General features: G+C 69.4%; 25 protein-coding genes and 1 riboswitch. Of the genes, 15 read left to right on the top strand and 10 right to left on the bottom strand.

Translation table 11 applies throughout. From position 1 onward, the window contains the following. Positions 1-53: 53 nt before the first annotated feature. The 4 genes from QQZ11_RS06050 to QQZ11_RS06035 all read left to right on the top strand — a co-directional run bounded on the left by QQZ11_RS06050 (position 54) and on the right by QQZ11_RS06035 (position 3,639). Positions 54-779 (top strand): response regulator transcription factor, encoded by a 726-nt coding sequence (locus QQZ11_RS06050; RefSeq protein ID WP_284549251.1) that lies wholly within the window; start codon positions 54-56, stop codon positions 777-779. Further along, positions 776-1,942, top strand: a complete 1,167-nt coding sequence (locus QQZ11_RS06045; protein ID WP_284549250.1) for a sensor histidine kinase — start codon at positions 776-778, stop codon at positions 1,940-1,942. Before QQZ11_RS06050 ends, QQZ11_RS06045 begins: the two co-directional genes overlap by 4 nt. 91 nt (positions 1,943-2,033) lie before the next feature. Then, the gene (locus tag QQZ11_RS06040) at positions 2,034-2,447 is read left to right on the top strand and encodes a YciI family protein (protein WP_022908723.1); all 414 of its coding nucleotides are present in this window, start codon (positions 2,034-2,036) and stop codon (positions 2,445-2,447) included. Positions 2,448-2,466: 19 nt separating this feature from the next. Further along, a complete protein-coding gene (locus QQZ11_RS06035) occupies positions 2,467-3,639 on the top strand; it encodes an RNA polymerase sigma factor (protein WP_284549248.1) in 1,173 nt (390 codons plus the stop codon). Between the two features lie 51 nt (positions 3,640-3,690). Here the strand turns inward: QQZ11_RS06035 and QQZ11_RS06030 are convergent, their stop codons facing one another. Together QQZ11_RS06030 and QQZ11_RS06025 are read right to left on the bottom strand one after the other, a co-directional pair. Then, the gene (locus QQZ11_RS06030) at positions 3,691-4,062 is read right to left on the bottom strand and encodes a VOC family protein (protein WP_284549247.1); all 372 of its coding nucleotides are present in this window, start codon (positions 4,060-4,062) and stop codon (positions 3,691-3,693) included. 79 nt (positions 4,063-4,141) lie between these two features. Beyond that, positions 4,142-5,164, bottom strand: a complete 1,023-nt coding sequence (locus QQZ11_RS06025; RefSeq protein WP_284549246.1) for a zinc-dependent alcohol dehydrogenase family protein — start codon at positions 5,162-5,164, stop codon at positions 4,142-4,144. 147 nt (positions 5,165-5,311) lie between these two features. On the opposite strand from QQZ11_RS06025, the gene QQZ11_RS06020 reads away from it, so the two are divergent. Continuing rightward, positions 5,312-6,259 carry a helix-turn-helix transcriptional regulator gene (locus tag QQZ11_RS06020; RefSeq protein WP_284549245.1) on the top strand — a complete coding sequence of 316 codons (948 nt, stop codon included), beginning with the start codon at positions 5,312-5,314 and terminating at the stop codon, positions 6,257-6,259. A gap of 1 nt (position 6,260) precedes the next feature. Here QQZ11_RS06020 and QQZ11_RS06015 read toward each other — a convergent pair whose 3' ends face one another. Both QQZ11_RS06015 and QQZ11_RS06010 read right to left on the bottom strand, forming a co-directional pair. After that, positions 6,261-6,917, bottom strand: a complete 657-nt coding sequence (locus QQZ11_RS06015) for a DUF1345 domain-containing protein (protein ID WP_022908728.1) — start codon at positions 6,915-6,917, stop codon at positions 6,261-6,263. 168 nt (positions 6,918-7,085) lie between these two features. Next, on the bottom strand, positions 7,086-7,484 hold the full coding sequence (locus tag QQZ11_RS06010; RefSeq protein ID WP_284549242.1) for a VOC family protein: 399 nt from the start codon (positions 7,482-7,484) through the stop codon (positions 7,086-7,088). A 148-nt stretch (positions 7,485-7,632) separates the two neighbouring features. Between QQZ11_RS06010 and QQZ11_RS06005 the strand changes: the two genes are divergently transcribed. Both QQZ11_RS06005 and QQZ11_RS06000 read left to right on the top strand, forming a co-directional pair. Continuing rightward, positions 7,633-8,349 carry a DsbA family oxidoreductase gene (locus tag QQZ11_RS06005; protein ID WP_022908730.1) on the top strand — a complete coding sequence of 239 codons (717 nt, stop codon included), beginning with the start codon at positions 7,633-7,635 and terminating at the stop codon, positions 8,347-8,349. Between the two features lie 98 nt (positions 8,350-8,447). Continuing rightward, positions 8,448-9,038 carry a MarR family winged helix-turn-helix transcriptional regulator gene (locus QQZ11_RS06000; RefSeq protein WP_284549241.1) on the top strand — a complete coding sequence of 197 codons (591 nt, stop codon included), beginning with the start codon at positions 8,448-8,450 and terminating at the stop codon, positions 9,036-9,038. A gap of 67 nt (positions 9,039-9,105) precedes the next feature. On the opposite strand, the gene QQZ11_RS05995 is transcribed toward QQZ11_RS06000, so the two are convergent. Next, the gene (locus tag QQZ11_RS05995) at positions 9,106-9,279 is read right to left on the bottom strand and encodes a CsbD family protein (RefSeq protein WP_022908732.1); all 174 of its coding nucleotides are present in this window, start codon (positions 9,277-9,279) and stop codon (positions 9,106-9,108) included. A gap of 237 nt (positions 9,280-9,516) precedes the next feature. Here QQZ11_RS05995 and ddaH point away from each other — a divergent pair, with 237 nt between their 5' ends. The 3 genes from ddaH to QQZ11_RS05980 all read left to right on the top strand — a co-directional run bounded on the left by ddaH (position 9,517) and on the right by QQZ11_RS05980 (position 12,011). After that, entirely contained in the window at positions 9,517-10,353 is an 837-nt protein-coding gene (ddaH, locus tag QQZ11_RS05990) for a dimethylargininase (protein WP_284549239.1), read from the top strand. Between the two features lie 18 nt (positions 10,354-10,371). Further along, complete coding sequence (gene rocD, locus QQZ11_RS05985; RefSeq protein WP_284549237.1) at positions 10,372-11,592, top strand: ornithine--oxo-acid transaminase; 1,221 nt, start codon at positions 10,372-10,374, stop codon at positions 11,590-11,592. Positions 11,593-11,600: 8 nt separating this feature from the next. Next, a riboswitch (guanidine-III (ykkC-III) riboswitch) is annotated at positions 11,601-11,662 on the top strand. 34 nt (positions 11,663-11,696) lie between these two features. Then, positions 11,697-12,011: a DMT family transporter gene (locus QQZ11_RS05980; protein WP_284549235.1), complete on the top strand. Its 315-nt coding sequence runs from the start codon at positions 11,697-11,699 to the stop codon at positions 12,009-12,011. 62 nt (positions 12,012-12,073) lie between these two features. Here the strand turns inward: QQZ11_RS05980 and QQZ11_RS05975 are convergent, their stop codons facing one another. Continuing rightward, positions 12,074-12,688 carry a response regulator gene (locus QQZ11_RS05975; protein WP_284549233.1) on the bottom strand — a complete coding sequence of 205 codons (615 nt, stop codon included), beginning with the start codon at positions 12,686-12,688 and terminating at the stop codon, positions 12,074-12,076. Between the two features lie 83 nt (positions 12,689-12,771). Between QQZ11_RS05975 and QQZ11_RS05970 the strand changes: the two genes are divergently transcribed. Next, a complete protein-coding gene (locus QQZ11_RS05970; protein WP_284549232.1) occupies positions 12,772-14,709 on the top strand; it encodes a vWA domain-containing protein in 1,938 nt (645 codons plus the stop codon). 67 nt (positions 14,710-14,776) lie between these two features. Here QQZ11_RS05970 and QQZ11_RS05965 read toward each other — a convergent pair whose 3' ends face one another. From QQZ11_RS05965 to QQZ11_RS05955, 3 genes are all read right to left on the bottom strand, one after another. Continuing rightward, positions 14,777-16,834, bottom strand: coding sequence for an MMPL family transporter (locus QQZ11_RS05965; RefSeq protein ID WP_284549230.1), 2,058 nt, complete (start codon positions 16,832-16,834; stop codon positions 14,777-14,779). A 257-nt stretch (positions 16,835-17,091) separates the two neighbouring features. Next, positions 17,092-17,670, bottom strand: coding sequence for an NADPH-dependent FMN reductase (locus QQZ11_RS05960; RefSeq protein WP_022908738.1), 579 nt, complete (start codon positions 17,668-17,670; stop codon positions 17,092-17,094). Positions 17,671-17,806: 136 nt separating this feature from the next. Beyond that, positions 17,807-18,985 carry a sensor histidine kinase gene (locus QQZ11_RS05955; protein ID WP_284549229.1) on the bottom strand — a complete coding sequence of 393 codons (1,179 nt, stop codon included), beginning with the start codon at positions 18,983-18,985 and terminating at the stop codon, positions 17,807-17,809. Positions 18,986-19,445: 460 nt separating this feature from the next. On the opposite strand from QQZ11_RS05955, the gene QQZ11_RS05950 reads away from it, so the two are divergent. From QQZ11_RS05950 to QQZ11_RS05935, 4 genes are all read left to right on the top strand, one after another. Further along, entirely contained in the window at positions 19,446-20,690 is a 1,245-nt protein-coding gene (locus QQZ11_RS05950) for an LLM class flavin-dependent oxidoreductase (RefSeq protein ID WP_284549228.1), read from the top strand. After that, complete coding sequence (locus QQZ11_RS05945; protein ID WP_284549227.1) at positions 20,690-21,337, top strand: CE1759 family FMN reductase; 648 nt, start codon at positions 20,690-20,692, stop codon at positions 21,335-21,337. Before QQZ11_RS05950 ends, QQZ11_RS05945 begins: the two co-directional genes overlap by 1 nt. Positions 21,338-21,435: 98 nt before the next feature. Next, positions 21,436-21,837 (top strand): helix-turn-helix transcriptional regulator, encoded by a 402-nt coding sequence (locus QQZ11_RS05940; RefSeq protein WP_022908742.1) that lies wholly within the window; start codon positions 21,436-21,438, stop codon positions 21,835-21,837. 64 nt (positions 21,838-21,901) lie between these two features. Then, entirely contained in the window at positions 21,902-22,387 is a 486-nt protein-coding gene (locus tag QQZ11_RS05935; protein ID WP_284549226.1) for a VOC family protein, read from the top strand. Positions 22,388-22,394: 7 nt separating this feature from the next. On the opposite strand, the gene QQZ11_RS05930 is transcribed toward QQZ11_RS05935, so the two are convergent. Further along, entirely contained in the window at positions 22,395-23,834 is a 1,440-nt protein-coding gene (locus QQZ11_RS05930) for a rhamnulokinase (protein WP_284549225.1), read from the bottom strand. Between the last annotated feature and the right edge of the window lie 7 nt (positions 23,835-23,841).

Here is a 23,841-nt window from a genome sequence, read left to right as displayed (position 1 = left end):
CGACCTCGGCCCCCGATGCCGGTCCCCCGTGCGAGCGGGGGCAGACTGGCCTGGTGAATCCCCCTGTCCCAGCCACGGTTCCGGCCCCGCCCACGGTTCTGGTCGTCGACGACGAGAAGCCCCTGGCGGGGATGATCGCGGCGTACCTGTCCCGTGAGGGTTTCGGAACGCTGCTGGCCCACACGGGCCCGGATGCGCTCACCCTGGCCGAGCATCAGGCCCCGGACGTGGTCGTCCTCGACCTGGGGCTGCCCGGCATGGACGGCCTGGAGGTGTGCCGCCGGATCCGCACCTTCAGCGACTGCTACATCATCATGATCACAGCCCGGCAGGACGAGGTCGACACCCTGATCGGCCTTTCGGTGGGCGCGGACGACTACGTGAACAAACCCTTCAGCGTGCGTGAGCTGGTCGCCCGCGTCCAGGCGGTCCTGCGTCGTCCACGCACGTCGGGTGGCTCGCACCCGCAGGAAGCGCCTGTCCGGGTGTTCGGCGACCTGCACGTCGACGTTGCCGGGCGGGAGGTGAGCCTGGCCGGGGTGCCGGTGGAACTCACCCCGACCGAGTTCGACATCCTCGCCACCCTCACCTCGAGGCCACGGCTGGCCTTCAGCCGCAGGCAGATCCTTGACCTGGTGTGGGGTGACACCTGGGTGGGTGACGACCATGTGGTCGACGTGCACGTGGCCCACCTGCGGCAGAAGCTCGGGGACGACTCCGCGGACGCCCGCTACGTGCGCACCGTTCGTGGTGTGGGTTACCGGATGGGTCCGGCATGAGTGCTCGGCGCCCCGCCAAACAGAGGTACCCTGCCAAACAGAGGTACCCTGCCAACCAGAAGTACCCCGCCAACCAGAGTCTTGCCGGACGACTCATGGTCGGTCAGACCATCGTGCTGCTGGCGAGCGTGCTGACGGCCGGGCTGGTGGCCTCACTCGTCGGGCCCCCGATCTTCCATGATCACCTGGTCGAGGCCGGTCACACCGCCCGATCACCCGAACTGACCCACATCGAGGCCGCCTACCGGGAGGCGAGCGCCATTGCGTTGGGCGTCGCGCTGCTGCTCTCGCTGCTGTGTGCCCTGGTGGTGTCATGGTTGGTCAGCCGTCGACTGCGTCGCTCCCTGCACGACCTCACCGAGACGGCTCGAGAGGTGTCCCAAGGGCGATACGGACGGCGCGCTCCCGTGACCGGCGGCGGTTCGGAGCTGGACTCGTTCGCCGTAGCGTTCAACTCCATGGCCAGCCGGCTGCAGGACGTCGAGGCGACCCGGAGGCGTCTGCTGTCTGATCTCGCCCATGAGCTGGGCACCCCGATCGCCACGCTCAGCGCTTACCACGAGGGGCTGGCGGACGGCGTGATCGAGCTGGACGCCGACGCGCGGGCCGTGTTGGTCTCCCAGACGGCACGACTCTCGCGCCTGGCCGAGGACATCGACGACGTCTCCCGGGCCGAGGAGGGACGGCTCCGACTGGAGCTGTCACGCCAGCCCTTGGAGGACCTGATCACCGCCGCCCTCGACGGGGCCCGAACGGCCTTCGCCGAGAAGGGGGTCGACCTGGTGCGCTCCCCGGGTGGGGGTGCGGTGGTCGTCTGCGTCGACCCCTCCCGGATCGGCCAGGTGCTCGGCAATCTGCTCACGAACGCCTTGCGCCACACCCCGGCCGGGGGACGGGTCATGCTCGGGGCATCGCGCTCGGGCGAGAACGAGGTCGCCATCCGCGTCAGTGACACGGGCGAGGGCATCACCGAGGAGCAGCTGTCCCACGTCTTCGAACGGTTCTTCCGCGGCGATTCCGCTCGCGACCGCGACCGCTCGGGGTCGGGCATCGGGCTGACGATCAGCCGAGCCATCGTCCTCGCGCAGGGCGGGACGATCACCGCCAGCAGCGACGGACCCGGGCACGGCGCGAGCTTCGAGATCTTGCTGCCCCGCGCCTGAGGGAACATCCATGGGCGATGATGTCGAGAATCGTGAGGCAGCCTCGTCCCACCAGTGACGCCGCCCACCAGGGCCGCGCGAGACAAGGGAGATGACCATGGCCAAGTACCTGTTGCTCAAGCACTACCGCGGCGCCCCCAAGGGGGTGAACGACCACCCGATGCACGAGTGGACCCCCGAAGAGGTGACCAACCACATCCAGTACATGCACGACTGGTCGGCCAGGCTGGAGCAGACCGGGGAGTTCGTCGACGGCCAGGCGCTGTCGCCGGACGGCACCTTCGTCCGCTCCGACGGCGAGGGACGACCCCCCATCACCGACGGGCCGTTCGCCGAGACCAAGGACCTCATCGCCGGCTGGATGGTGATCGACGTGGATTCGTGGGAGCGGGCCCTCGAGGTCGCGGGGGAACTGTCCGCGGCCCCGGGATACGGCGGCAAGCCGATCCACGAATGGCTCGAGATCCGTCCCTTCCTGACCGAGCCCCCCACCGTCACCGAATGACACTTCCCACCAGCACCCCTTGACCGGAACCGGCGTGACCAGCGTGGACGAAACCCTGCTGCGAGCCCTGGTGCCCACGGTGATCGGTGTCCTCGTCCGCCGCGGCGCCCCGTTCGCGGCGGCCGAGGACGCCGTGCAGGAGGCCTTGGTCAAGGCATTGACCAGCTGGCCGGACGACCCACCGGCGCATCCGCGTGCCTGGCTGGTGACGGTGGCATGGCGTTCCTTCATCGACGCCAGCCGTTCCGAGGGGGCCCGCCGAGACCGGGAGCTGCGGCTCGAACTCGAGCCGGAGCCGGGAGCGGTGAGCGATGCGGACGACACCCTTCAGCTGTACTTCCTGTGCGCCCACCCGAAGCTGACCTCGTCCTCGGCAGTCGCTCTGACCCTGAGGGCCGTCGGTGGGTTGACCACACGGCAGATCGCCCGGGCCTACCTGGTGCCCGAGGCGACCATGGCGCAGCGGATCAGCCGGGCCAAGCGGACCATCGCCGACACCCGCCTCACCGAGCCCGGTGACCCGGCGACGGTGTTGCGGGTGCTCTACCTCGTCTTCAACGAGGGCTACTCGGGCGACCTCGACCTCGCGGCCGAGGCGATCAGGCTCACCCGGCAGTTGGCCTCGGTCAGTGCGGACGAGGAGGTGGCGGGCCTGCTGGCACTGATGCTGCTGCACCATGCCCGTCGCCCGGCCCGAAGGCTGCCGGACGGAACCCTGGTGCCGTTGGCGGAGCAGGACCGGTCATTGTGGGACACGGCCCTGATCGCCGAGGGGGTCGACCTGCTGCAGGGGGCGCTGGCTCGTGACCGGCTCGGGGAGTTCCAGGCGCAGGCGGCCATCGCCGCGTTGCACGCCGATGCGAGCCGGGTCGAGGAGACCGACTGGGTGCAGATCGTGGAGTGGTACGACGAACTCGTGCGGCTCACCGACAGCCCCATCGCCAAACTGAACCGGGCCGTGGCCGTGGGGGAGGCCGACGGTCCCCGCGCCGGGCTGGCGCAGTTGGACGAACTCGACCCGGCCCTCCCCCGCCACACGGCAGCCCTCGCGCACCTGCACGAGCGCGCGGGTGACCGGCGGGTGGCGGCTGCGCTGTATGCCCAAGCTGCCGGGCTGGCTTCGAACACGGCCGAGCGGGACCACCTGATGCGACAGGCAGCCCGGCTCGGACAATCCGCCGGGCTCGCCTGAGGATCAGCCCAGCACCAGATCAGCCCAGCACCAGATCAGCCCAGCACCAGATCAGCCCAGCACCATCCAGCGATGGCCGAAGGGGTCACGGAAGACGAGGATCCGGCCCGTGGGTCCTCCGGGCTCGGGGCCCCGGGTGATCCGGGCTCCCCCGGCTGACACCGAGTTCGCCAAGGAGTCCAGGTCGTCCGCCGAGACGACGAGCGTCACCGCGGCGCCGCGTTCGGGAAGGGGAGCGGCGACGTCGAAGGCCTCGAACTCGTCCGACATCATCACCCTGCCGCCGAAGGCGGTGAACTCGCAGTGACCGACCGACCCGTCCTCGCCGACCATGGGTGCGCCGCTCACCCGGGCGCCCAGGTGCTCGACATACCAGGCGAGGGCGGCGCGTGAGTCGGGGACGCAGATGTAGAGGTCGACCATGGCACCACTCTGCCCCGCGGTCGGCCCGCTGTCAGCAGATGCCTCCCAACCCCTGGGTCTGGCGCCTGGTCCGTTCGGATCAGACCTCCAGCAACACCTTGATGGCGCGTCGCTCGTCCATCGCGCGGTAGCCCTCCGCAGCGTCCTCAAGTGGCAGGCGCAGATCGAAGACCTTGCCGGGGTTGATCTCCCGACGCCAGATCAGGTCGATCAGGTGTGGCAGGTACTCCCGGACGGGAGCGGGACCTCCGTGCAGGTGCACTCCCGAGAAGAACAGTTCGGCACCGGGGAGGTTGACATCGTGGGCCACCCCGACGTATCCGACGTGACCTCCCGCACGGGTGGCCCGGATCGCCTGCATCATCGATTCCTGGGTGCCCACCGCCTCGATCACACTGTGGGCGCCCAGGCCATCGGTCAGCTCCTTGATGCGGGCCACACCTTCGTCCCCACGCTCCTCCACGATGTCGGTGGCGCCGAACTCCCGCGCCAGCGCTTGGCGGTCGACATGGCGCGACATGGCAATGACTCGTTCCGCGCCCAGCTGCCTCGCCGCCATTACTCCCATCAGTCCGACGGCACCGTCACCCACGACTGCGACCGTCTTTCCCGGGCCGACCTCGGCGGCCAGAGCCGCGAACCAGCCGGTCCCGAGCACGTCGGACGCTGCCAGCAGTGACGCCATCACGTCCTCGTCCGGTGTTCCAGGGGTGGCCACCAGCGAACCGTCGGCCATCGGGATCCGGGCGCGCTGGGCCTGGGTGCCCACTTCGGAGCCGGTGAAGATGCGGTGCACGCAGTGGGACTGGTACCCGGAGCGGCAGATCTCGCAGGTGTTGTCGGAGAGGACGAAGGACCCGACCACGAAGTCCCCGGGCTTGACCGAGGTCACCTCCGAGCCGACCTGCTCGACGAAGCCCACGAACTCATGGCCCATCGGCTGGTGGTCGACCGGCTCGGCGCCTCGGTACGGCCACAGGTCCGAACCGCAGATGCAGGTGGCGGCCAGCCGGACGACGGCATCGGTGGGGTCGACGATGCGGGGGTCCGGGCGGTCCTCGACGCGTACGTCCCCGGGGGCGTGCATGACAACTGCTCGCACGGTGGTCTCCTTCTTGGGTCTTCTGGGTGGGCCGTCTCGACCCGTCACCGCCAGTCAACCCCCGCGCCGGTCGGGGCGGGAGTCACTGGCATGAGGTGTACCGGTAGGGACCCCCACAGCCGTCGCCCTCGCTCTAGCGTGTGATGCATGCCCGAGCAGCCCTCCCATGCGAGCGAACCCCGGGGCACGGGTGAACGCCCCACCCTTGACCAGCGAGCCGAGGTGCGTGAGTTCCTCACCACCCGACGCGCCAAGGTCTCGCCTGCCGAGGCCGGGTTGCCCTCCGGCGGCGACAGGCGGGTGCCCGGACTGCGACGAAGCGAGGTGGCCCAGCTCGCCGGTGTCAGCATCGAGTACTACACCAAGCTCGAACGCGGGTCCCTGGGCGGGGCATCGGCCTCAGTGCTCTCGGCCATCGCCCGGGCACTGCGGCTCGACGATGCCGAGAGAGCCCACCTGTTCAACCTCGCGCACGCGGCAGACGGTACCGCGGCGGGCATGCGAGCCCAGCGGCGCAGCCCCTCGATCTGGACGCCGCCCCCGGCGCTCGGGTGGGCCCTCGACAACTACGTCGGCCCGGCATTGGTCCGCGATGGCCGCATGGACCTGCTGGCGACCAACCAACTCGGGCACGCCATGCACCAGGCCATGTACGACGTCACCCCGACCGGACAGGTACCCAACTTCGTCCGGTTCACCTTTCTGCACCCCACCGAGGCCCACGAGTTCTACCCCGACTGGCTGACGGCCGCCGAGATCGCAGTCGCCATCCTGCACACCGAGGCCGGGCGCGACGCCCACGACAAGCAGCTCCAGCGGCTGGTCGGCGAGGTCGCGACCCGCTCCGAGGAATTCCGCACCTTGTGGGGACGACATGACGTGCGCACCCATGGCGCCGGCACCAAACGTTTCCACCATCGGGTCGTCGGCGACCTCGAACTCGCCTACGAGTCCTTGGAGCTCGCCTCCGAGCCCGGGTTGAGCCTGACCCTCTACGCCGCTGAACCGGGGTCGCCCACCGCTCACGCGCTGGACCTGCTGGGCTCGTGGACTGCTGCTCCCGCCGCGCGCACCGGAACCCCCGCGGGATCGTGAATCAGTTGCCCTGGCTCAGCCCGATCACCAGATTGATGGTCGACCCGATGATCACGACGCCGTAGACCCACGACAGCAGGCAGTGGCCGGAGACCACTCGCCTCAGCGCCGAGGTGGTGGTGGGGGTGTCCGAGACCTGGTAGGTCATGCCGAGGTTGAAGGAGAAGTAGACGAAGTCGCTGAACCGGGGCGGTTCGTCGGTGTTGAAATCGATGTCGGTGGTCTCGCCGTAGTAGTAGAGGCGGGCGTAACGCAGCGCGTAGACCGTGTGGATCGTGACCCACCCCACCCCGACGGCCACGAAGCTGATCAGGGCATCGACGGCGGTCTGGGACTTGCCTCCGGCGATGAGCGCCCCGATCGCCAGCAGGCTGGCGAGGGCGGAACCGATGGCGATGACGTCGGCGATGCCCGCGCCGGGGTCATCGGTGGCCATGCGCTGGCGGGTGGCATCCGGGCCGAGGCGCAGGTCGCTCACCAACGTGGGCAGGGCGAAGCCCAGCCCGAAGCCGATGTAGCCGAGCAACACATCGGCCAGCATGGGCAGTTGGGCGACGAGGTTCGACAGCACCCCGACGACCACGCCGATCACGACGCCCACGGCGAGGTGCCTGACCACCCTTCGTCCGAAACGTTCGCTCGCGTCACCGGCAACCATGGTCCACCCCTCGGATCGGTCCAGAAATGGTCACCACGTGACCATCCGTCCGCCATCCTCCCGCCGGACGCAATCCCGGGGCCGATTCTGGACACGTGTCGCGAGAACACCCGCACAGTCAGGAACACCCGAAGGCGTTCGGGGGGCGCGCCCCGGTCCAGTTCTGGTTCAGTCCTCGTAGCCGATCAGCCACCGCAATCCGTAGCGATCGGCCACCTGCCCGTCCGTGGCACCCCACGGGCGCTTGACGAGCGGATCCAGCACGCGTCCACCGTCGGCGAGCGCGTCGAACCAGCGGGTCAAGGTCGCCGGCTCCGCGGTGCCCAGCAGTGCGAACATGCCCCCGGTCATCGAGAAGGCGTCCTCGTCGGCGCCGGCATCGCTGGCGAACAGGGTCACCAATCCGTCGGTCAGCATGCCGTGGGCGATCGCGTCACCGGGCCCGTCGGTGCGCGAGAACTCCTGGTAGGTGTTGAGTTCCAGGCGTCCGCCGAAGACGCCTTGGTAGAACTCGAGCGCCTCCATGGCCGTGCCGGGGAACAACAGGTACAGGTGCGGAGCAGTCATGCGCAGACCCTACGGGCGAGCCGGCGAGGGCGCACGGCCTGTGCCAGTTCCCCTGTGCCAGATACCCTGCACCACGGTCGCCCGTGCGCGGCCGCGACGGGACGGGTGCCCGAGGAATGTTTCGCACCGCGCACAGGTTGCTTCAAGCATGAAGATTGACATCTGGTCCGACATCGCCTGCCCTTGGTGCCACATCGGGCTCACCCGGTTCGAGCGGGTCCTGGCCGACTTCGAGCACGCCGACGAGGTCGAGGTGACCGTCCACTCCTTCCAGCTCGATCCGACCCTGCCCGAGCAGTACGACGGCACCGAGCTGCAGTACCTCTCCGAACGCAAGGGCCTGCCCGCGGCCCAGGTCGAGCAGATGTTCGCCCACGTCAACGAGGCGGCCGCCACGGAGGGGCTGCACCTGAACTTCGACACGGTCAAGGTCGCCAACTCGCGCAAGGCGCACCGGGTGCTGCATGCCGCCCGATCAGACCGGGCCGCCGACGCCCACGCGCTCGAGACCAGCCTGCTGCGCGCCCACTTCGTCGACGGCGAGCGCATCAGCGACCCCGAGGTGCTCGTCCGCCTCGCCACCGAGGCCGGCCTCGACGAGACGACGACACGGGCCGCCATCGACTCCCCCGAGCACGACGCGCTCGTGCAACAGGACATCGACACCGCGGCGATGATCGGTGTCACCGGGGTGCCCTTCTTCGTGCTCCACGAGAAGTACGGCATCTCGGGCGCACAGCCAGCCGAGGTCTTCGAGCAGGCGCTCGCGCAGGTGTGGGACGAGGCGCACCCGACGACAGGTCTTCGGCCGATCAGCATCGCCGGCAGCGAGAACGCGGAGGCCTGCGGGCCCGACGGCTGCTGAGGGTCCGTGCCCGGGATCCGGGGCCTCGACCGTCGAGGGGGTGGAACGGTCCGGATGGAGGGCCAAGCGGCCCCCACGACGACCTAGAGTGGGCGATCATGCGTGCCGACGACACCCCCGACGAGCCCCGCTGGCTCGATGCCGACGAGCAGCGGGCCTGGCTTGCCCTGGCCCGACTGCTGGTGCGGCTGCCAGCCCTGCTCAGCGCCCAGTTGCAGCACGACTCCGACCTCACGCACTTCGAGTACACCGTCCTGACCTGCCTCAGCGAGGCCGACGACCGCACCCTGCGCATGTCGGAGCTCGCGCAGCTCTCCGAGGGGTCCCTGTCGAGGCTGTCGCAGGTGGTCGGCAAGCTCGAACAGCGGGGCTGGGTGATCCGCCGTCGCAGCCGGGACGATCGCCGCGCCATCCTGGCCACGTTGACAGACGCGGGCATGGAGGCCGTGGTGGCTGCCGCCCCCGGTCACGTCAACGCGGTGCACCAACTGGTGATCGATCCGCTCACCCCCGAACAGCTCGAGCACCTGCGCTCCGCCTGCGTCTCGATCATGAAGGCAGCGGAGGGTGAACTGCCCTGGTTCCCCGGTATCGACCACGGACGTCACGCGGGCACCGGCTCGAACGGCGGAGCGGCCGAAAGAATTGCGCTCGGAGGATGCCGAGACGGCCTGACTGCAGGCCCTTGAGACATGACAACGGCGGGGTCGCGACCATTCGTGCGACCCCGCCGTTGTCCACCACAGCTGAGGGTGATCAGCTTCGGAAGGCGTCCTTCACCTTCTCGCCAGCCTGGTTGAGGTCGGCCTTGGTCTGATCGGCTCGGCCCTCAGCCTCGAGTCGCTCATCGTCAGTCGCCTTGCCAGCGGCTTCCTTGCCCTGACCAACGACCTTGTCCTTCGCGTTCTCCAGCTTGTCATCGACACCCATGTGCGTTTTCCTTTCTGGATCTGCGGCGGTTGCCACAGGCGGTTGCCATCCACGCTAGCGCGAGGGACCCCACCTCAGTGCACCCTTCTGGGTGGATCGGGCCCGTCGACAGCTGACGCGTTGATGGGGGGCCAGCCCCACCCCTCTCAGGGAAGATTTCGGCTGGGTGCTGCTCTCGCCTCAAGTTTTTCGGCTTCAGGTATGGATTACTGATGATTGTCGTGTCAGACTCCGTTGATGACGACATCCACGCTGGCCGCCACAGCCACCGGAGCGATCCCTCCTCGAGCCATCTCCGTGCTCATGTGCGAACCCCGGTACTTCGAGGTGAGCTACGCCATCAACCCATGGATGGACCCGAGCACAGGTGCTTCGTCCGAGCTGGCAGTGGAGCAGTGGCGCAGGTTGGTGGACGTCTATCGGACGCTCGGTTTCGACGTTGACCTCATCGAGCCGATCCCCGGCCTGCCCGACATGGTCTACGCCGCCAATGGTGCGTTCACCCTCGACGGCATCGCCTACGGGGCATCCTTCACCCATCCTCAGCGCCAGCCCGAGAGCGCTGCCTACCTGCGCCGGTTGGAGGAACTGGGGTTCGACTGTCGGGAGCCGCACTTCGTGAACGAGGGCGAGGGCGACATCCTGGTCGTCGACGACGTGCTGCTGGCAGGACACGGGTTCCGCACCGACCCCCGAGCCCACCGGGAACTGCGCGACGTCTTCGGCCGCGAGGTGGTCAGCCTGCGCCTGGTCGACCCCCGCTACTACCACCTCGACACGGCCATGTCGGTGGTGGCGCACTCGGTCGCCTTCCTGCCCGATGCCTTCGACGGACCCAGTCAGGCCGAGATCCGACGTCGCTTCCCCGATGCCATCGAGGTCGGCGCCGACGAGGCCGGGGTGCTGGGCCTCAACTCCTTCGGCGACGGGTCCTCCATCGTCCTCACCGACCCGGCCCCCCGGTTCGCGGCGGCCCTCGAGGCTGCCGGGCACACGGTCGTGGGGGTGGCACTCCCCGAACTGCTGAAGGGTGGCGGCTCCGTCAAGTGCTGCACCCTCGAACTGCGTCGCTGACGCAGGAAGGACGACATCATGTCCGCCACCGAACGGGCGATCGAGCAGGTCGAGAGGCATGCCGCGCACAACTACCACCCCCTTCCGGTCGTCATCGCCGCCGCGGACGGTGCCTGGGTGACAGATGTGGAGGGCGGACGACACCTCGATTGCCTCGCCGCCTACTCGGCGGTCAACTTCGGCCATTCCAACCCACGCCTGGTCGAGGTGGCGAAGGCCCAACTCGACCGGGTCACCCTGACCAGTCGGGCGTTCCACTCCGCGGGCATCGGCCCGTTCGTCGAGGCACTGGCCCAGCTGTGCGGCAAGGAGATGGTGCTGCCCATGAACACCGGCGCCGAGGCTGTGGAGTCGGGCATCAAGGTGGCTCGCCGATGGGGGTATCTCGTCAAGGGAGTACCGGCCGACCGGGCCGAGATCATCGTCGCCCACGGGAACTTCCACGGCCGCACCACGACCATCATCAGCTTCTCGGACGATCCTGACGCGCGCGAGGGATTCGGCCCGTTCACCCCCGGCTTCGTTCTGGTACCCCACGGCGACGCCGCGGCACTCGAGGCCGCCATCACCCCGAACACCGTGGCGGTGCTGCTCGAACCGATCCAGGGGGAGGCGGGAATCCATGTGCCCTCCCCCGACTACCTGCGCGAGGTGCGCCGGATCACGCGAGAGCGTGGCGTGCTGTTCATCGCCGACGAGATCCAGTCAGGTCTGGGACGCACCGGCGAGACCTTCGCCTGTGACCTGTGGGGGGTCGTCCCCGATGTCTACCTGCTGGGCAAGGCGTTGGGCGGTGGCATCGTCCCCGTCTCGGCCGTGGTCGCTGATGCCGAGGTGCTCGGGGTGCTGACCCCCGGCTCCCACGGCTCGACCTTCGGAGGCAACCCACTGGCGGCAGCCGTGGGACTGGAGGTGGTCCGCATGCTCGAGGAGGGCACCTTCCAGGAGCGCGCGCGGCGCCTGGGCCACAGGCTGCATGACGAGCTCGCCGGGCTGGTCGGGCACGGGGTGACCGAGGTGCGCGGGGCGGGTCTGTGGGCGGGGATCGACATCGACCCGGCCGTGGGTTCGGCGCGCGACGTCTGCCTGCGCCTGCTGCGGGGCGGTGCCGGGCTCACCAGTGTGCTGGCCAAGGACACCCACGGCCAGACGGTGCGGTTGGCTCCCCCACTGGTGGTCACCGAGGACGAGATCGACCTGGTGGTCGCCGCCTTCCGTGCTGCCGTCACCGGGGTGTGAGACGCTGGTCACCGCCCCCCAGGGGCCCGGACGAGGGAGCCGTACCCGGACCATGGACAAGACGGCCATCACCCCACTCCCCCACCTGAACCAAGGAGTGCCTGATGGCATGGATCGTCCTCGTCGTGTCCGGACTGCTCGAAGCCGTGTGGGCCACAGCCCTCGGCAAGTCCCAGGGTCTCACCCGGCCCGTCCCCTCGATCGTGTTCGGTGTCGCCGTCGTGGCCAGCATGGTCGGGTTGGCCCAGGCCATGCGCACGCTGCCGGTCGGAACCGCCTACGCCGTCTGGGTCGGCATCGGTGCGGCCACCACCGTGGCCTGGGCCATGGCCACCGGTGCTGAGCCGGTCAGTCTGGTGCGGGTGCTGCTGATCGTGGTGCTCGTCGGCTGCGTGGTGGGGCTGAAGTTCACCCACTGACCGCCCGGATCGCCGGCGGCATGGGTCATCAGCGCGCATGGGTCATCAGCGCACATGGGTCGTCAGCGCAGCAGTCCCAGTTCGCGCGCGCGGGCAACGGCACCGGTACGCGAGTCGACCCCCAGCTTGCTGAACGCCCTGACCAGATGGGTCTTGACGGTGGCCTCGGTGACGAACAGGTGCTTGGCGATCTGGCGGTTCGTCGCTCCCTGCGCGACCAGGCAGAGCACCTCGAGTTCGCGGTCGGAGACCTCGACCCTGGGGCCCCTCAGGGTGGCCGTCACCCGCACCGTCTGTTCGGGTGAGAACACGTCGTGCCCCATCGCCGCGGCGCGCACCGCCTCGATGATGCGCTCCGGCGAGGCATCCTTGAGCAGGTATCCGGACGCCCCGGCCTCGACCGCCCGCACGATGTCACGGTCGTGGTCGTAGGTGGTGAGCACCAGCACGGGCACGCGAGCACTGAGTTGGCCCGCCAGCCAGACGCCGTCCTGGGTGAGGTCACCCAGCCGAAGATCGGTGAGCACCAGGTCGGGGGGGTGGGTGTCGACAGCGGCCAGCGCCTCCCGGGCGGTGGCCACGCCCGCCACCACGTCGAGATCGGGCTCACTGCGCAGCAGGGCCTGCAACCCCTGACGGACGACCGGATGGTCGTCGACGAGCACGATGCGGATCACGAGCCCACTGTAGGAGGCTGCGTCGCTGGTTCCGACCCTCGAGGCGGCTACCCTCGGAGCGTTTCGAGCGAAGGGGAGCGCCCATGGCGACCAGGAGTCTTGTCCGAACGATCATGGTGGCGCTGCTGGCGACACTGACGGTGGCCGGGACCACTGTTCTCGCCGCCCCACCCGCCCACGCCGAGCAGGCCGGAAAGCTGCTGCTGGTGCTGGACTCGTCCGGTTCGATGGCCGAGAAGGCTGCCGATGGCAAGACCCGCATGGAGGCCGCCAAGGCCTCCCTCAACACCGTGATCGACTCCCTCGACCCCGCCGCCAACGTGGGACTCCGGGTCTACGGGGCGAAGGTGTTCGACCGCAACGCGGGCAACGCCTGCGCTGACTCCCAGCTCGTCGTCCCGATCGGCCGGAACAACAAGGCTGCCCTCAAGGGGGCCGTGGCCACGTTCAAACCCTTCGGCGAGACACCCATCAGCTACTCCCTCGAGCAGGCGGGGAAGGATGTCGGCAATTCGGGACAGCGCTCCATCGTCCTCATCTCCGACGGCGAGGAGACCTGCAGCACCAATCCGTGCACCGCGGCCCAGAAGTTGGCCAACCAGGGCATCGACGTGCGCATCGACGTGGTCGGGTTCGACGTGGCGGGCAAGGCCAAGCAGCAGTTGCAGTGCGTCGCCAAGGTGGGCCGCGGCCAGTACACCGACGTGAAGGACACCGCCGAGCTGACCGACCAGCTCAACCAGGCGAAGAAGCGTGCCTCGGAACCGTTCGAGGTGTCGGGAACCCCCGTACAGGGAGCCCCGGACGCCGCCTCAGCGACCCCGATCACCGCTGCCACCTGGACCGACACCATGCCGGCGCCGGGAAAGAAGAAGTTCTACCGGCTCGACCGCACCATGGACCGGTCCACCTTCTGGGCCGGCCTCACGATGACCCCGACGCTGACCCCCGACAAGAACTACGCCTTCACCTCGATGAAGGTCGTCCCCCAGGACGCCGGCTACCCGACCTGCGGCTCCGGCTACCCCTATGCCTGGACCACGCGCGGACGCACCGCAGGCCTGATGACCGGACGCGCCAACTCGGCGGGACGCCGGGACGACTCCATCACCGAGTGCCAGACCAGCCAGTTGGTGCTGCAGATCGAGGCGGACGACGCCGACGACGCCCCCGACCTGTCGAAGCAGAAGTTCCAGCTGAACGTGTTCGAGGAGCCTCCCGTCGAGCAGGAGTCGTCGCTGCCGACGGCCGTTCCCGAGGACAAGCTCCCGTGGACGCCCATCAAGCCCGTGAAGGCCACCCCGGTGGTCACCGCCACCAGCCTGACCAAGGCGCCCAGCGTGCAGCCGGGCACCCACACCTTCGACATCGTCCCCGGTGAGTTCCGGGTGCTGAAGGTGCCCGTCGGGTGGGGGCAGCGCCTCGAGGCGACCCTGTCGACCGGCCGACTGCCCCAGTACAAGGGCAAGGACGACTACGACAAGATGGAACTGACCCTGCTCGCACCGCTGGGCGGCGAGGCCAACGCCCGCTACGACAAGCCCCCACACGCCGACTCCGACATCGTCTGGGACGACGGGGTCAACCTGGCCGCAGGGACCCGTGAGGTGCGCTACCGCAACCGTCACTCCCTCGACGAGGCGAGCGTGGCCGCTGGCCTCGCCGGCGAGTACTACGTGGTGGTGACGTTGTCGAAGAACCCCACCTCGCCCGCGAACACCATCCCGGTCACGCTGACGCTGCAGAACATCGGCACCGCCGGCACCGGGGCGCCCACCTATGAGGAACCGTCGCTGCCGAAACCCTCCGGGAGCCCCTCGGCTGAGCCGACCTCCGACCCGACCTCGGCCTCGTCGGGTGACCCCACGTCGGAGGCCTCGCAGTCATCGAGGCCGACCGGGGCCAACACCCCCCGTGACGGTGGACGCAACTGGCCGCTCATCGCGGGGCTCACCCTGCTGGGGCTGGCTCTGGGCGGGTTCAGCGTCTGGTACGCCAACCGCACCCGGCGTCGCGCCTGACTGGCGCCACGCCAGTCGAGTGGCAGCCTGCGAGCGTGTCGAGACCCGTGAGCTCACAGGCACGCCCTCAGCCCTGCGCGCCCGCCCCGGTGCGACGCCGAGGCCACCAGATGCGGTGCCCGATCAGCGTGAACAGGGCCGGAACGATGACCGTGCGCACCACCAGGGTGTCGACCAGCACCCCGAGGCACACGATGATGCCCAGCTGGCCCATCACGACCAGGGGGAGCACCCCCAGTGCCGCGAAGACAGCGGCCAACACGATGCCTGCCGAGGTGATCACCGCGCCGGTGTGGCGGACGGCCTCGACCGTGGCCAACCGGGTGGCGTCCTTGCCCGAGCGCAGTGCGTACTCGGAGCGGATCCGTTCGACGAGGAAGATCGTGTAGTCGATGCCGAGTGCCACCAGGAACAGGAAGGCGAACAGCGGGACCTCGATGGCGTAGGCGGGCTTGTCGATGAACGTCCGGCTCAACCACCAGCCGGCACCCAGGGCAGCGGCCGCGCTGGCGGCGTTGACCGTCAGCAACAGCAGCGGCGCGATCGCGGAGCGGGTGAGGGCCGTCACCACCACGAAGCAGACCAGCAGGATCAAGGGGGCGATCACCTTGAGGTCACGGCTCTGGGCCTCGCGCTGGTCGAGGTCCTGGGCGGTCTGCCCGCCCACCACCGCAGTCGGGTCGATCGCAGCGGCGGTCGTCCGCAGGTCACGCACCAGCTGGAGCGACTCGGCGGTGCCGGGCACGGGGCTGCCGGTCACCTGCAGCGACACCCGGCCACGAGCCTCGTCCGCGCCGGTCGGCAGCACCCGGACGACACCGGGCTCGGCCGCCAGGCCCTTCAGCAACGCCGCCTGGCGATCACTGGCCGCGACCACGGTCAGGGGGGAGGTCTCCCCGGCGGGGAAGTGCGAGGCCACGGTCTCGAGACCGGTGGCCGACTCCGAGGCCACGCGGAACTGGTCGGCCTGGTCCAGACCGACCCGCACCCCCAACAGCCCGGTGGCGAACACACCCAGCACCGCCAGGCCCGCGACCAGGGAGACCACCGGACGAGCGGTGACCCCGCGGGCGATGGCGCCCCAGACACCCGGCTTCTGCACCTGGTCGGAGTCGACCCGAGGCACGAAGGGCCAGAAGATCCGGCGGCCGACGATCGCCAGCAGGGCAGGCAGTCCCACCAGGACAGCGATCAGCGCGCAGAGCAGCCCCGCCGCGCTCGCCAGGCCGAGCCCACGGGTGTTCGGGAGGGCGGCGAACAGCAAGGTCATCAGGCCACCGACGACGGTGAGGTTGCTGGCAAGGATGGCGCCGAGGCTGGCCCGCCATGCCGTCCAGAGCGCGACGCGGTGGTCGCTGTGCCGGTGCAGTTCCTCCCGGTACCTGCTGATCAACAGCAGTGCGTAGTTGGTTCCGGCCCCGAAGACGAGCACGCTGACGATGCCCGGCTCCCCGTGCCACCCCGACACGATCGCCAGCGCATTGGTGAGGGTCTGGGCCAGCCGATCGGCGATGCCGACCACCACGAGGGGGATGAGCCACAGCACCGGGGAACGGTAGGTGATCAACAGCAGCACGGCGACGATGCCGACGGTGACCGCCAACAGGGTGAAGTCCGCGCCCTCGAAACTCGCTGCGATGTCTGCGCCGAACGCGGGACCTCCGGTGATCTGCATGGTCAACTCGTTCGGACGCTGCTCGGCCACGGCAGCGCGCAGTTCCTTGACCTGCTGCTTGTTGGCGGCGTCGTCCTCGGTGGCGGGCACCGGCACCAGCGTGATCGCGGCCTTGCCGTCCTCACTGATCGTGGGCTTGGGCACGGCCTTCAGGGCGCCAGCCACTGTGGCGACCCCACCCAGGTCGGCCTGGGTGAGCGCACCACCGTCCGTCCGCGTGGTGACCAGCAGGACGACGGAGCGGTCTGAGCCGGGGAACGATGCCAACTGCTCGGCAGCGATCCGGGACTGGGCCTCGGTCGGCAGGTTGGCGTCACGGCTGGCGGTCGACAGTGATCCCAGCACCCCGCTCAGTCCGACGAAGACGACCAGGTAGGCGACCAGCACCACCCAGGCGCCGACCTTGCCCACCATGGTCCTGCTCGTCAGCGCCTTGCCCTGCTTGCTCATGTGCATTCCTCAACCCGCCCCGATGGCTTCTTCGAGGTTAGGTGCGGGGCACCTCCCGGCGCGTGGGCGGATCGTCCATCGTCTGGTTGACAACGAACCGGCGAGGCCGGGGTGGGGGTTCCCGCGCGTGTCCAGAAATGGCCCCGACTCGCGTCCGTGGACCAGATCCAGCGGCACCTGCCGATCATGGGTCCACTTCTGGACATGGAAGAGGGGCGCCACCGTGTGGTGGCGCCCCTCCATCGGGCGTCTGTGACTCAGGCAGCGTCCTGGTCTGCCGCTTCCTCGGCGAGGGCGTGCTCGACAGCCGTGAGCAGGCCGAGCACCTGGTCGGCGACGGGCGCGACGAGGGCCGCGGGGTCGGCCACCAGTCCGTTCTCACCGGGGGCGTTGTCGCCGAACGGGATGGCGACGGGCTCGGTGACCAGCTGCATCTGGTAGTTGGGGATGATGCTGGCGAGCTGGGCGTTCGCGCGGCCCGCGCCTCCCCAGCCGTAGCCGACGAGGCCGGCGGGCTTGCCATTCCACTCGGCGAAGACCACGTCGAGGGCGTTCTTGACCGAGGCGGGATAGCCACCGTTGTACTCGGGGGTGACGAAGATGAAGGCGTCGGACTCATCGACGACCTTGGCCCAGGCGCGGGTCGACTCCAGCTCGTAGCGGCCCATCCGGGGCGGGAGGGTCTCCTCGGCGAGGGGCAGGTTCTGCTCCTTGAGGTCGACCAGGCGCACCTCGTGGTCCGTGGCGTTCTGCAGCAGGGGCAGCAGCTCACGCGCGACCTGCTCGCCCACCCGAACGGGGCGGGTACTGCCGATGACAACCGAAATGGTGGACATGTGGTTCCTCTCAGTTGGCCGTACTGCGGCCTGACGTGTTCCGCCTCCCCAACGCAGTTGAACACTCAATCATTCCCGCGGAGGTCGGGATTTCGCCGAATGGGACGCCCACCGTGGTGGGCCCGTGCGCAGCTCGTCAGGCCGGAGGTGTCGCTTCCACGACCGTCCCGGTGCGCTGGTCGTCCTGGCCCGAGGACGTGACCACCAGCCGCCAGCCGATCTCGTCCAGACGTCGTCGGATCAACTCAAGCCCGTAGCCGGAGCCGGTCCGTCGGGGATCGAACCCTCGTCCGTCGTCGGAGACCACCAGGCCCTGCGGTGACACCTGCACCGTGCACCGGTGTGCTCCGGAGTGACGGACGGCATTGGCCACGGCCGACTGGGCGACCCTCAGCAGGGCAACCTCGACCTCGGGCTGGAACCGCCGGCCCGCCAAGTCGTCCTCGAGTGTCACCAACAGGTCTGGGGTGGACGAACGATCCGCCAGGCGCGCCAGGGCCGCCACCAGGGTGGTGTGCGTCAGGTCGGCTGGCGCCAGGGCGGCGACGAGTTGGCGGGCCTCGGCGAGCCCCGAGAGGGACGACTCGCGCGCCTGCACCACCAGGGGCTCCGCAACTGCCGGGCTGTCCGGGAGCGCGCGCAGCGCGGAGGCCAACAGCAGGCTGATGCCCTGGAATTCCTGGGCGAGGGTGTCGTGGATCTCGCCGGCCAGTCGTTCGCGCTCGGCCATCACCCCCGCGTCGTGTTGGGCGGCGGACAGGTCAGCCCTGGTGCTCTCGAGTTCGGTGATCAACCGCTGACGGTGGTCGCTCTCGCGCACGAGGGCGTTGAAGGTCATCACCGTGGCGACCGCGACCGCGGCACCGATGGTGGGCCCCAGCACCAGCGGCCACGTCAGTCCGCCGTAGTGACGGGCCATCCCGGCCTCGGTGGCGACGAGTTCGACCACGAGGGCCACCACACCCAGACGCATCCCGAGCAGGTGGAGCGACAGGAAGAAGAGCGGGAAGGCGACGTAGGCCGCCCCCACCGAGAGCCACAGCAGCATGAGCCAGGCCAGCAGGAGGGCCACGAACCAGATCAGCAGGGTCACCCGCTGGCGCCCGCGCAGGTCGTGGGCATCGGCTCGTCCATCACGCAGCACCGGCAAGGCCACGACCCCCACGAGGTGGACGAGCACCATCACCACCGCGGCCGCCCACGTGAGACCACGCGCCTGGTCAGTGCTCGGGAGGACGGCGACGGTGCCCACGGTGAGCGCGATCACGAGCGCGTGCAGTGCCCAGCGGATCCGGGTCACGGCGTGGGCTTGCACCCGTCCAGACTAGGGGGCTCGACCGGGGCGAGCGTCATGGGGCGCGGCCCGTGCTGGGTCCCCCTGTTCCGGGCTGGATGCCCGCGTTCCGTGCTGGATGCCCGCGTTCCGTGCTGGATGCCCGCCTTCCGCACTGGATGCCCGCGTTCCGCACTGGATGCCCGCGTTCCGTGCTGGATGCCCGCGTTCCGAGCACCTGCCCTCGTCCGGGGACAGGGCAGATGAGCACAACGAGGGCAACTGGTTCCAAAGGCGGGCAACTGGTCCCGGAGGAGGGCAACTGGTCCCGGAGGCGGGCAACTGGTCCCGACCCCGACGGCCCACCCCTCGGCGGCCCACCCCTCCGCTCTATAGTTGAACTCTCAACTAAGTGGAATGCCGAAGCATCCCCCGGCGTTGAGACGGACGAATCGGGAACCACCCCCGCACCAGACTCCAGGTCACCACATTGGGAGACATCATGCAGTTCGGACTCTTCACCGTCGCCGACGTCACCACCGACCCGACCACCGGCAAGACACCCAGCGAGTACCAGCGCATCAAGGCGCAGGTCGAGATCGGCAAGCTGGCCGACCAGGTCGGCCTCGACGTGATGGCCTACGGGCAGCACCACAACCCGCCCTTCGTCGCCTCGTCCCCCACCACGACGATGGCCTATGTGGCGGCGCAGACCGAGAACATCCTGCTGTCGACCGCAACCACGCTGATCACGACCACCGACCCGGTGCGCATCGCCGAGGACTACGCCACCCTGCAGCACCTGACCGACGGACGCATGGACCTCATGCTCGGACGCGGCAACACCGGCCCCGTCTACCCGTGGTTCGGCAAGGACATCCGCAAGGGCATCGAACTGGCCATCGAGAACTACGACCTGCTGCACCGGCTGTGGCGCGAGGACGTCGTCAACTGGGAGGGCAACTTCCGCACCCCGCTGCACGGTTTCACCTCCACCCCGCGTCCGCTGGACGGTGTGGCCCCGTTCGTGTGGCACGGCTCGATCCGCAGCCCCGAGATCGCCGAACAGGCCGCCTACTACGGTGACGGGTTCTTCTCGAACCACATCTTCTGGCCGGCCAGCCACACCAAGGCGATGGTCAGCCTCTACCGTCGTCGCTACGAGCACTACGGTCACGGCGCCGCCCACCAGGCGATCGTCGGGCTGGGTGGCCAGGCCTACATCGCCCCCACCTCGCAGCAGGCCGTTCGCGAGTTCCGTCCCTACTTCGACAACGCCCCCGTCTACGGCGGTGGACCCTCGCTGGAGGACTTCACGGAGCAGACCCCCCTGGTCGTCGGGAGCCCCCAGCAGGTGATCGAGAAGGTGCTCGGATTCCGTGACTACGTCGGTGACTACCAGCGCCAGCTCTTCCTGATGGACCACGCCGGCCTGCCGCTGCCGACCGTGCTGAAGCAGATCGAACTGCTGGGCACCGAGGTCGTCCCCGTGCTCCGCAAGGAGTTCGCCGCCCTCAAGCCGGCCGACGTACCGGACGCCCCGACCCACCGCTCGCTGGTCGAGGCCGCGGGAGGACCTCACGAGAGCATCGACACCACCCCCAGGACCGACCGGTGGACCGGTACCCGCGCCGAGGACGCCAATCACCTCGAGCCCGCCAATCACCTCGAGGCCGCCAATCACCTCGACCCCGCCAATCACCTCGACAGGGTCACGACCGGGCTCAGCCAGGAAGGAAACCACTGATGCGCCGCATCACCATCGTGCAGGCCGGCCTGCGCAACCCCTCCACCACCGCCATGCTGGCCGACGAGCTCAAGGTCGCCGTGCAGGATGCGTTCGTGATGGCCGGGGACGAGGCCGAGGTCACCGTCGTCGACGTGCGCAGCCACGCCCATGCCGTGGTCGACAACATGCTCACCGGGTTCCCGTCGCAGGCACTCGAGCAGGCGATCGCGTCCGTCACCGAGGCGGACGGCCTGGTCGTCGTCACCCCGACCTTCTCCGCTTCGTACTCGGGCATGTTCAAGAGCTTCATCGACGTGATCGAACCGGGAGCCCTCGCCGACAAGCCGGTGCTGCTGGCCGCCACCGGGGGCACGGAGCGCCACTCGCTGATGATCGACCACGCGCTTCGTCCGCTGTTCGCCTACCTCGGGGCTGACGCCGTGCGCACCGGTGTGTTCGCCGCGACCGCCGACTTCGGGGACGCCGAGGGCTCGCAGGTCTCGACCCGGGTGGCCCGGGCCGCCGGTGAGTTGGCGGCCCGCGTCGTCGGGTCCGGGCGATCCGTCGCGGTGGAGCAGTCGCTGGCAGCGACAGAACCGGTCGGCGACGACGAGGTACCGGGGTTCACGCCTTTCGAGCAGTTGCTGGCCCGCGTCACCCGCTGACCAGCACCCGCCCATCGACCCAGCCCCATCCCCCCACGCCCCCACAGCCCATCTCCCCCGCACCCGGATCCACTGACCGGCAGAGGGACTGTGATGGGATGGCTGGCGTGGAGCACGACGACCTGATCCGGTTGCGGCGAGCCCGCGACCGGATCGATCGCGACTACGCCGAGCCGCTCGACGTGCCGGCCCTCGCCTCGGAGGCGCTGATGTCGGTCGGCCACTTCCAGCGCCAGTTCAAGGCCGCCTTCGGCGAGACGCCCCACCAGTACCTGATGACCCGGCGGATCGAGCGCGCCCAGGCCCTGCTGAGGCACGGCACGATGAGCGTCACAGAGGTCTGCATGGCCGTCGGGGCCACCTCGCTCGGCTCGTTCTCGGCGCGGTTCACCGAGTTGGTGGGCATGACACCGAGTCAGTACCGCGCCTCCTCCCATGACGAGTGGGCCGGTATCCCCGGCTGCTTCGCCAAGCACGCGATCCGGCCCCGCCGCAGCTGACCCCACCGGCAACCGGTCAGGAACGGAGAAGCCTCCGCCCCTGGCCCGCCGTAGCGTTGCGGTCATGACGAACTCACTCACCCTGGCCAATTGCTTCATCACCGTCGACGATCCCGAGGCCGCGCTCGCCTTCTACCGCGACGTGCTCGACCTCACGGTCGTCAAGGACGTCAAGAACGGCGACTTCCGCTGGCTCACCTTCTCGACCCCCACCCAGCCCGAACTCGAGATCGTGGTGCAGCAGATCGGCGTCGGCGGCCTGCCCATGTCGGACGAGGACAAGCAGGCCCAGGCGTCCCTGCTCGCCAAGGGACTGCTGTCGGCACTCATCTTCTCCGTGGACGACGTCGACGCACTCTTCGAGAAGGTGCGGGCCTCCGGCGCCGAACTTCTGCAGGAACCGCAGGACCAGTTCTACGGTGTGCGCGACTGCGCCTTCCGCGATCCGGCCGGGAACATGGTGCGGTTCAACCAGGTGCTGCCCCAGCCGGCGGGCGGCCAGGCTTCGGGGGGCCAGGCGTCGGGGGGCCAGGAGAGGGTGCAGGCCTGAGATGTGCCTACCGGCGGCCCTTCGAGGGCAGGTACCTGTGGGTGACCGCGCTGCGCGCCACCACGGCGCGCAGCTCGGCCGGGTCGTCGCCGAGGAGACCGGCGACCCGCGCCTGCACGAGCAGGTTGCCCAGGGCAGTGGCCTCGACGGGACCGGCGACCACCGGCAGTCCGACTCGATCGGCCGTGAGCTGGCAGAGCAACCCGTTCTGGGCCCCACCGCCCACCAGGTGCACCACCTCGACCTCGTGCCCGGCCAGCGCAGCGGCCTGGCGCACGGCGTCGGCGAAGGCGGCGGCCAGCGACTCGACCACGAGTCTCACGGTGCCGGCGCGCGAGGTGGGCACCGGTAGAGCGTGCTCGCGGCACCAGTCGACGAGACGGTCGGGCATCGTTCCTCGTCCGGCGTCGTTCGGGGCGAGGAAGCGGTCGTCGTCCACGTCGACGAGACCGACCGGAACGGGTAGCCGCCCGGCCTCGGCGAGCAAGCCCTCCAGGTCGTCGGCCGCGCCCCAGGCCCGCAGGCACTCCGTGATCAGCCACAGGCCCATCACGTTGTGCAGGAATCGGGTGGTCCCGCCCAGCCCACCCTCGTTGGTGAACCCGGCCAGGCGGGCGTCCTCGGTGATGACGGGGCGGTGGAGCTCGAGACCGACCAGGCCCCAGGTGCCACAGCTGATGTAGGCGAAGCGGTCGCTGACGGCGGGTACTGCGGCGACCGCACTGGCGGTGTCGTGGGAGGCGACCGCCACCACCTCGGACGAGTACCCGACCCGTTCGGCCACTGCGGGCAGCAGTGACCCCAGTCGTGTTCCCGGGTCGACCAGCGGCGCGAGCAGCCCGGTTGGCAGGCCCAGCCTCCGCATCAGGTCGAGGTTCCACCCACGGGTCAGCGGGTCGAGCAGTCCGGTGGTGGAGGCGTTCGTCCGCTCGGTGACCTCGACCCCGCACAGCCAACTCGCCAGCAGGTCGGGAACGAGCAGCATCCGATCGGCGGCCTCGAGCCAGCCGGGGGCTTCGGCCGCCAGCTGGAAGCAGGTCGTGAACGTCAGGTGCTGCAGCCCGTTGAGGCGGTACAGCTCGGCCGGCCCGATCTTGGCGTGGACCCGCTCGACCCCACGCTGACAACGGTCGTCGCGGTAGTGGAAGGGAGGATGGAGGAGGCCACGCGTCCCCCCGCCGGTGGTGCCGACCAGCCCGTGGTCGACCGCCCACGAGTCCACGGCGACGGAGTCGACGGCACCTGCCCGGTGCAGACCCTCGAGAACCTGCTCGAACAATCCCGCGACGTCCCAGTGCAGACCGTCCTCCATCCGCGCCGGCTGGTTCGGGAAACGGTGCACCATGCCGAGCTCGGCCCTCCGGTCGGGCGTCAGTGACCCCACCACGACCCTCCCACTGGAAGCGCCCAGGTCGGCGGCCGCGAACCGCCCCCCAGCAGCGCTCACGGCAGGG

The sequence above is a fragment of the Aestuariimicrobium sp. T2.26MG-19.2B genome (assembly GCF_950101875.1).
In the GTDB taxonomy this organism is placed as follows: Bacteria; Actinomycetota; Actinomycetes; order Propionibacteriales; family Propionibacteriaceae; genus Aestuariimicrobium; species Aestuariimicrobium kwangyangense.
This window is presented reverse-complemented; position numbering and strand designations above follow the sequence as displayed.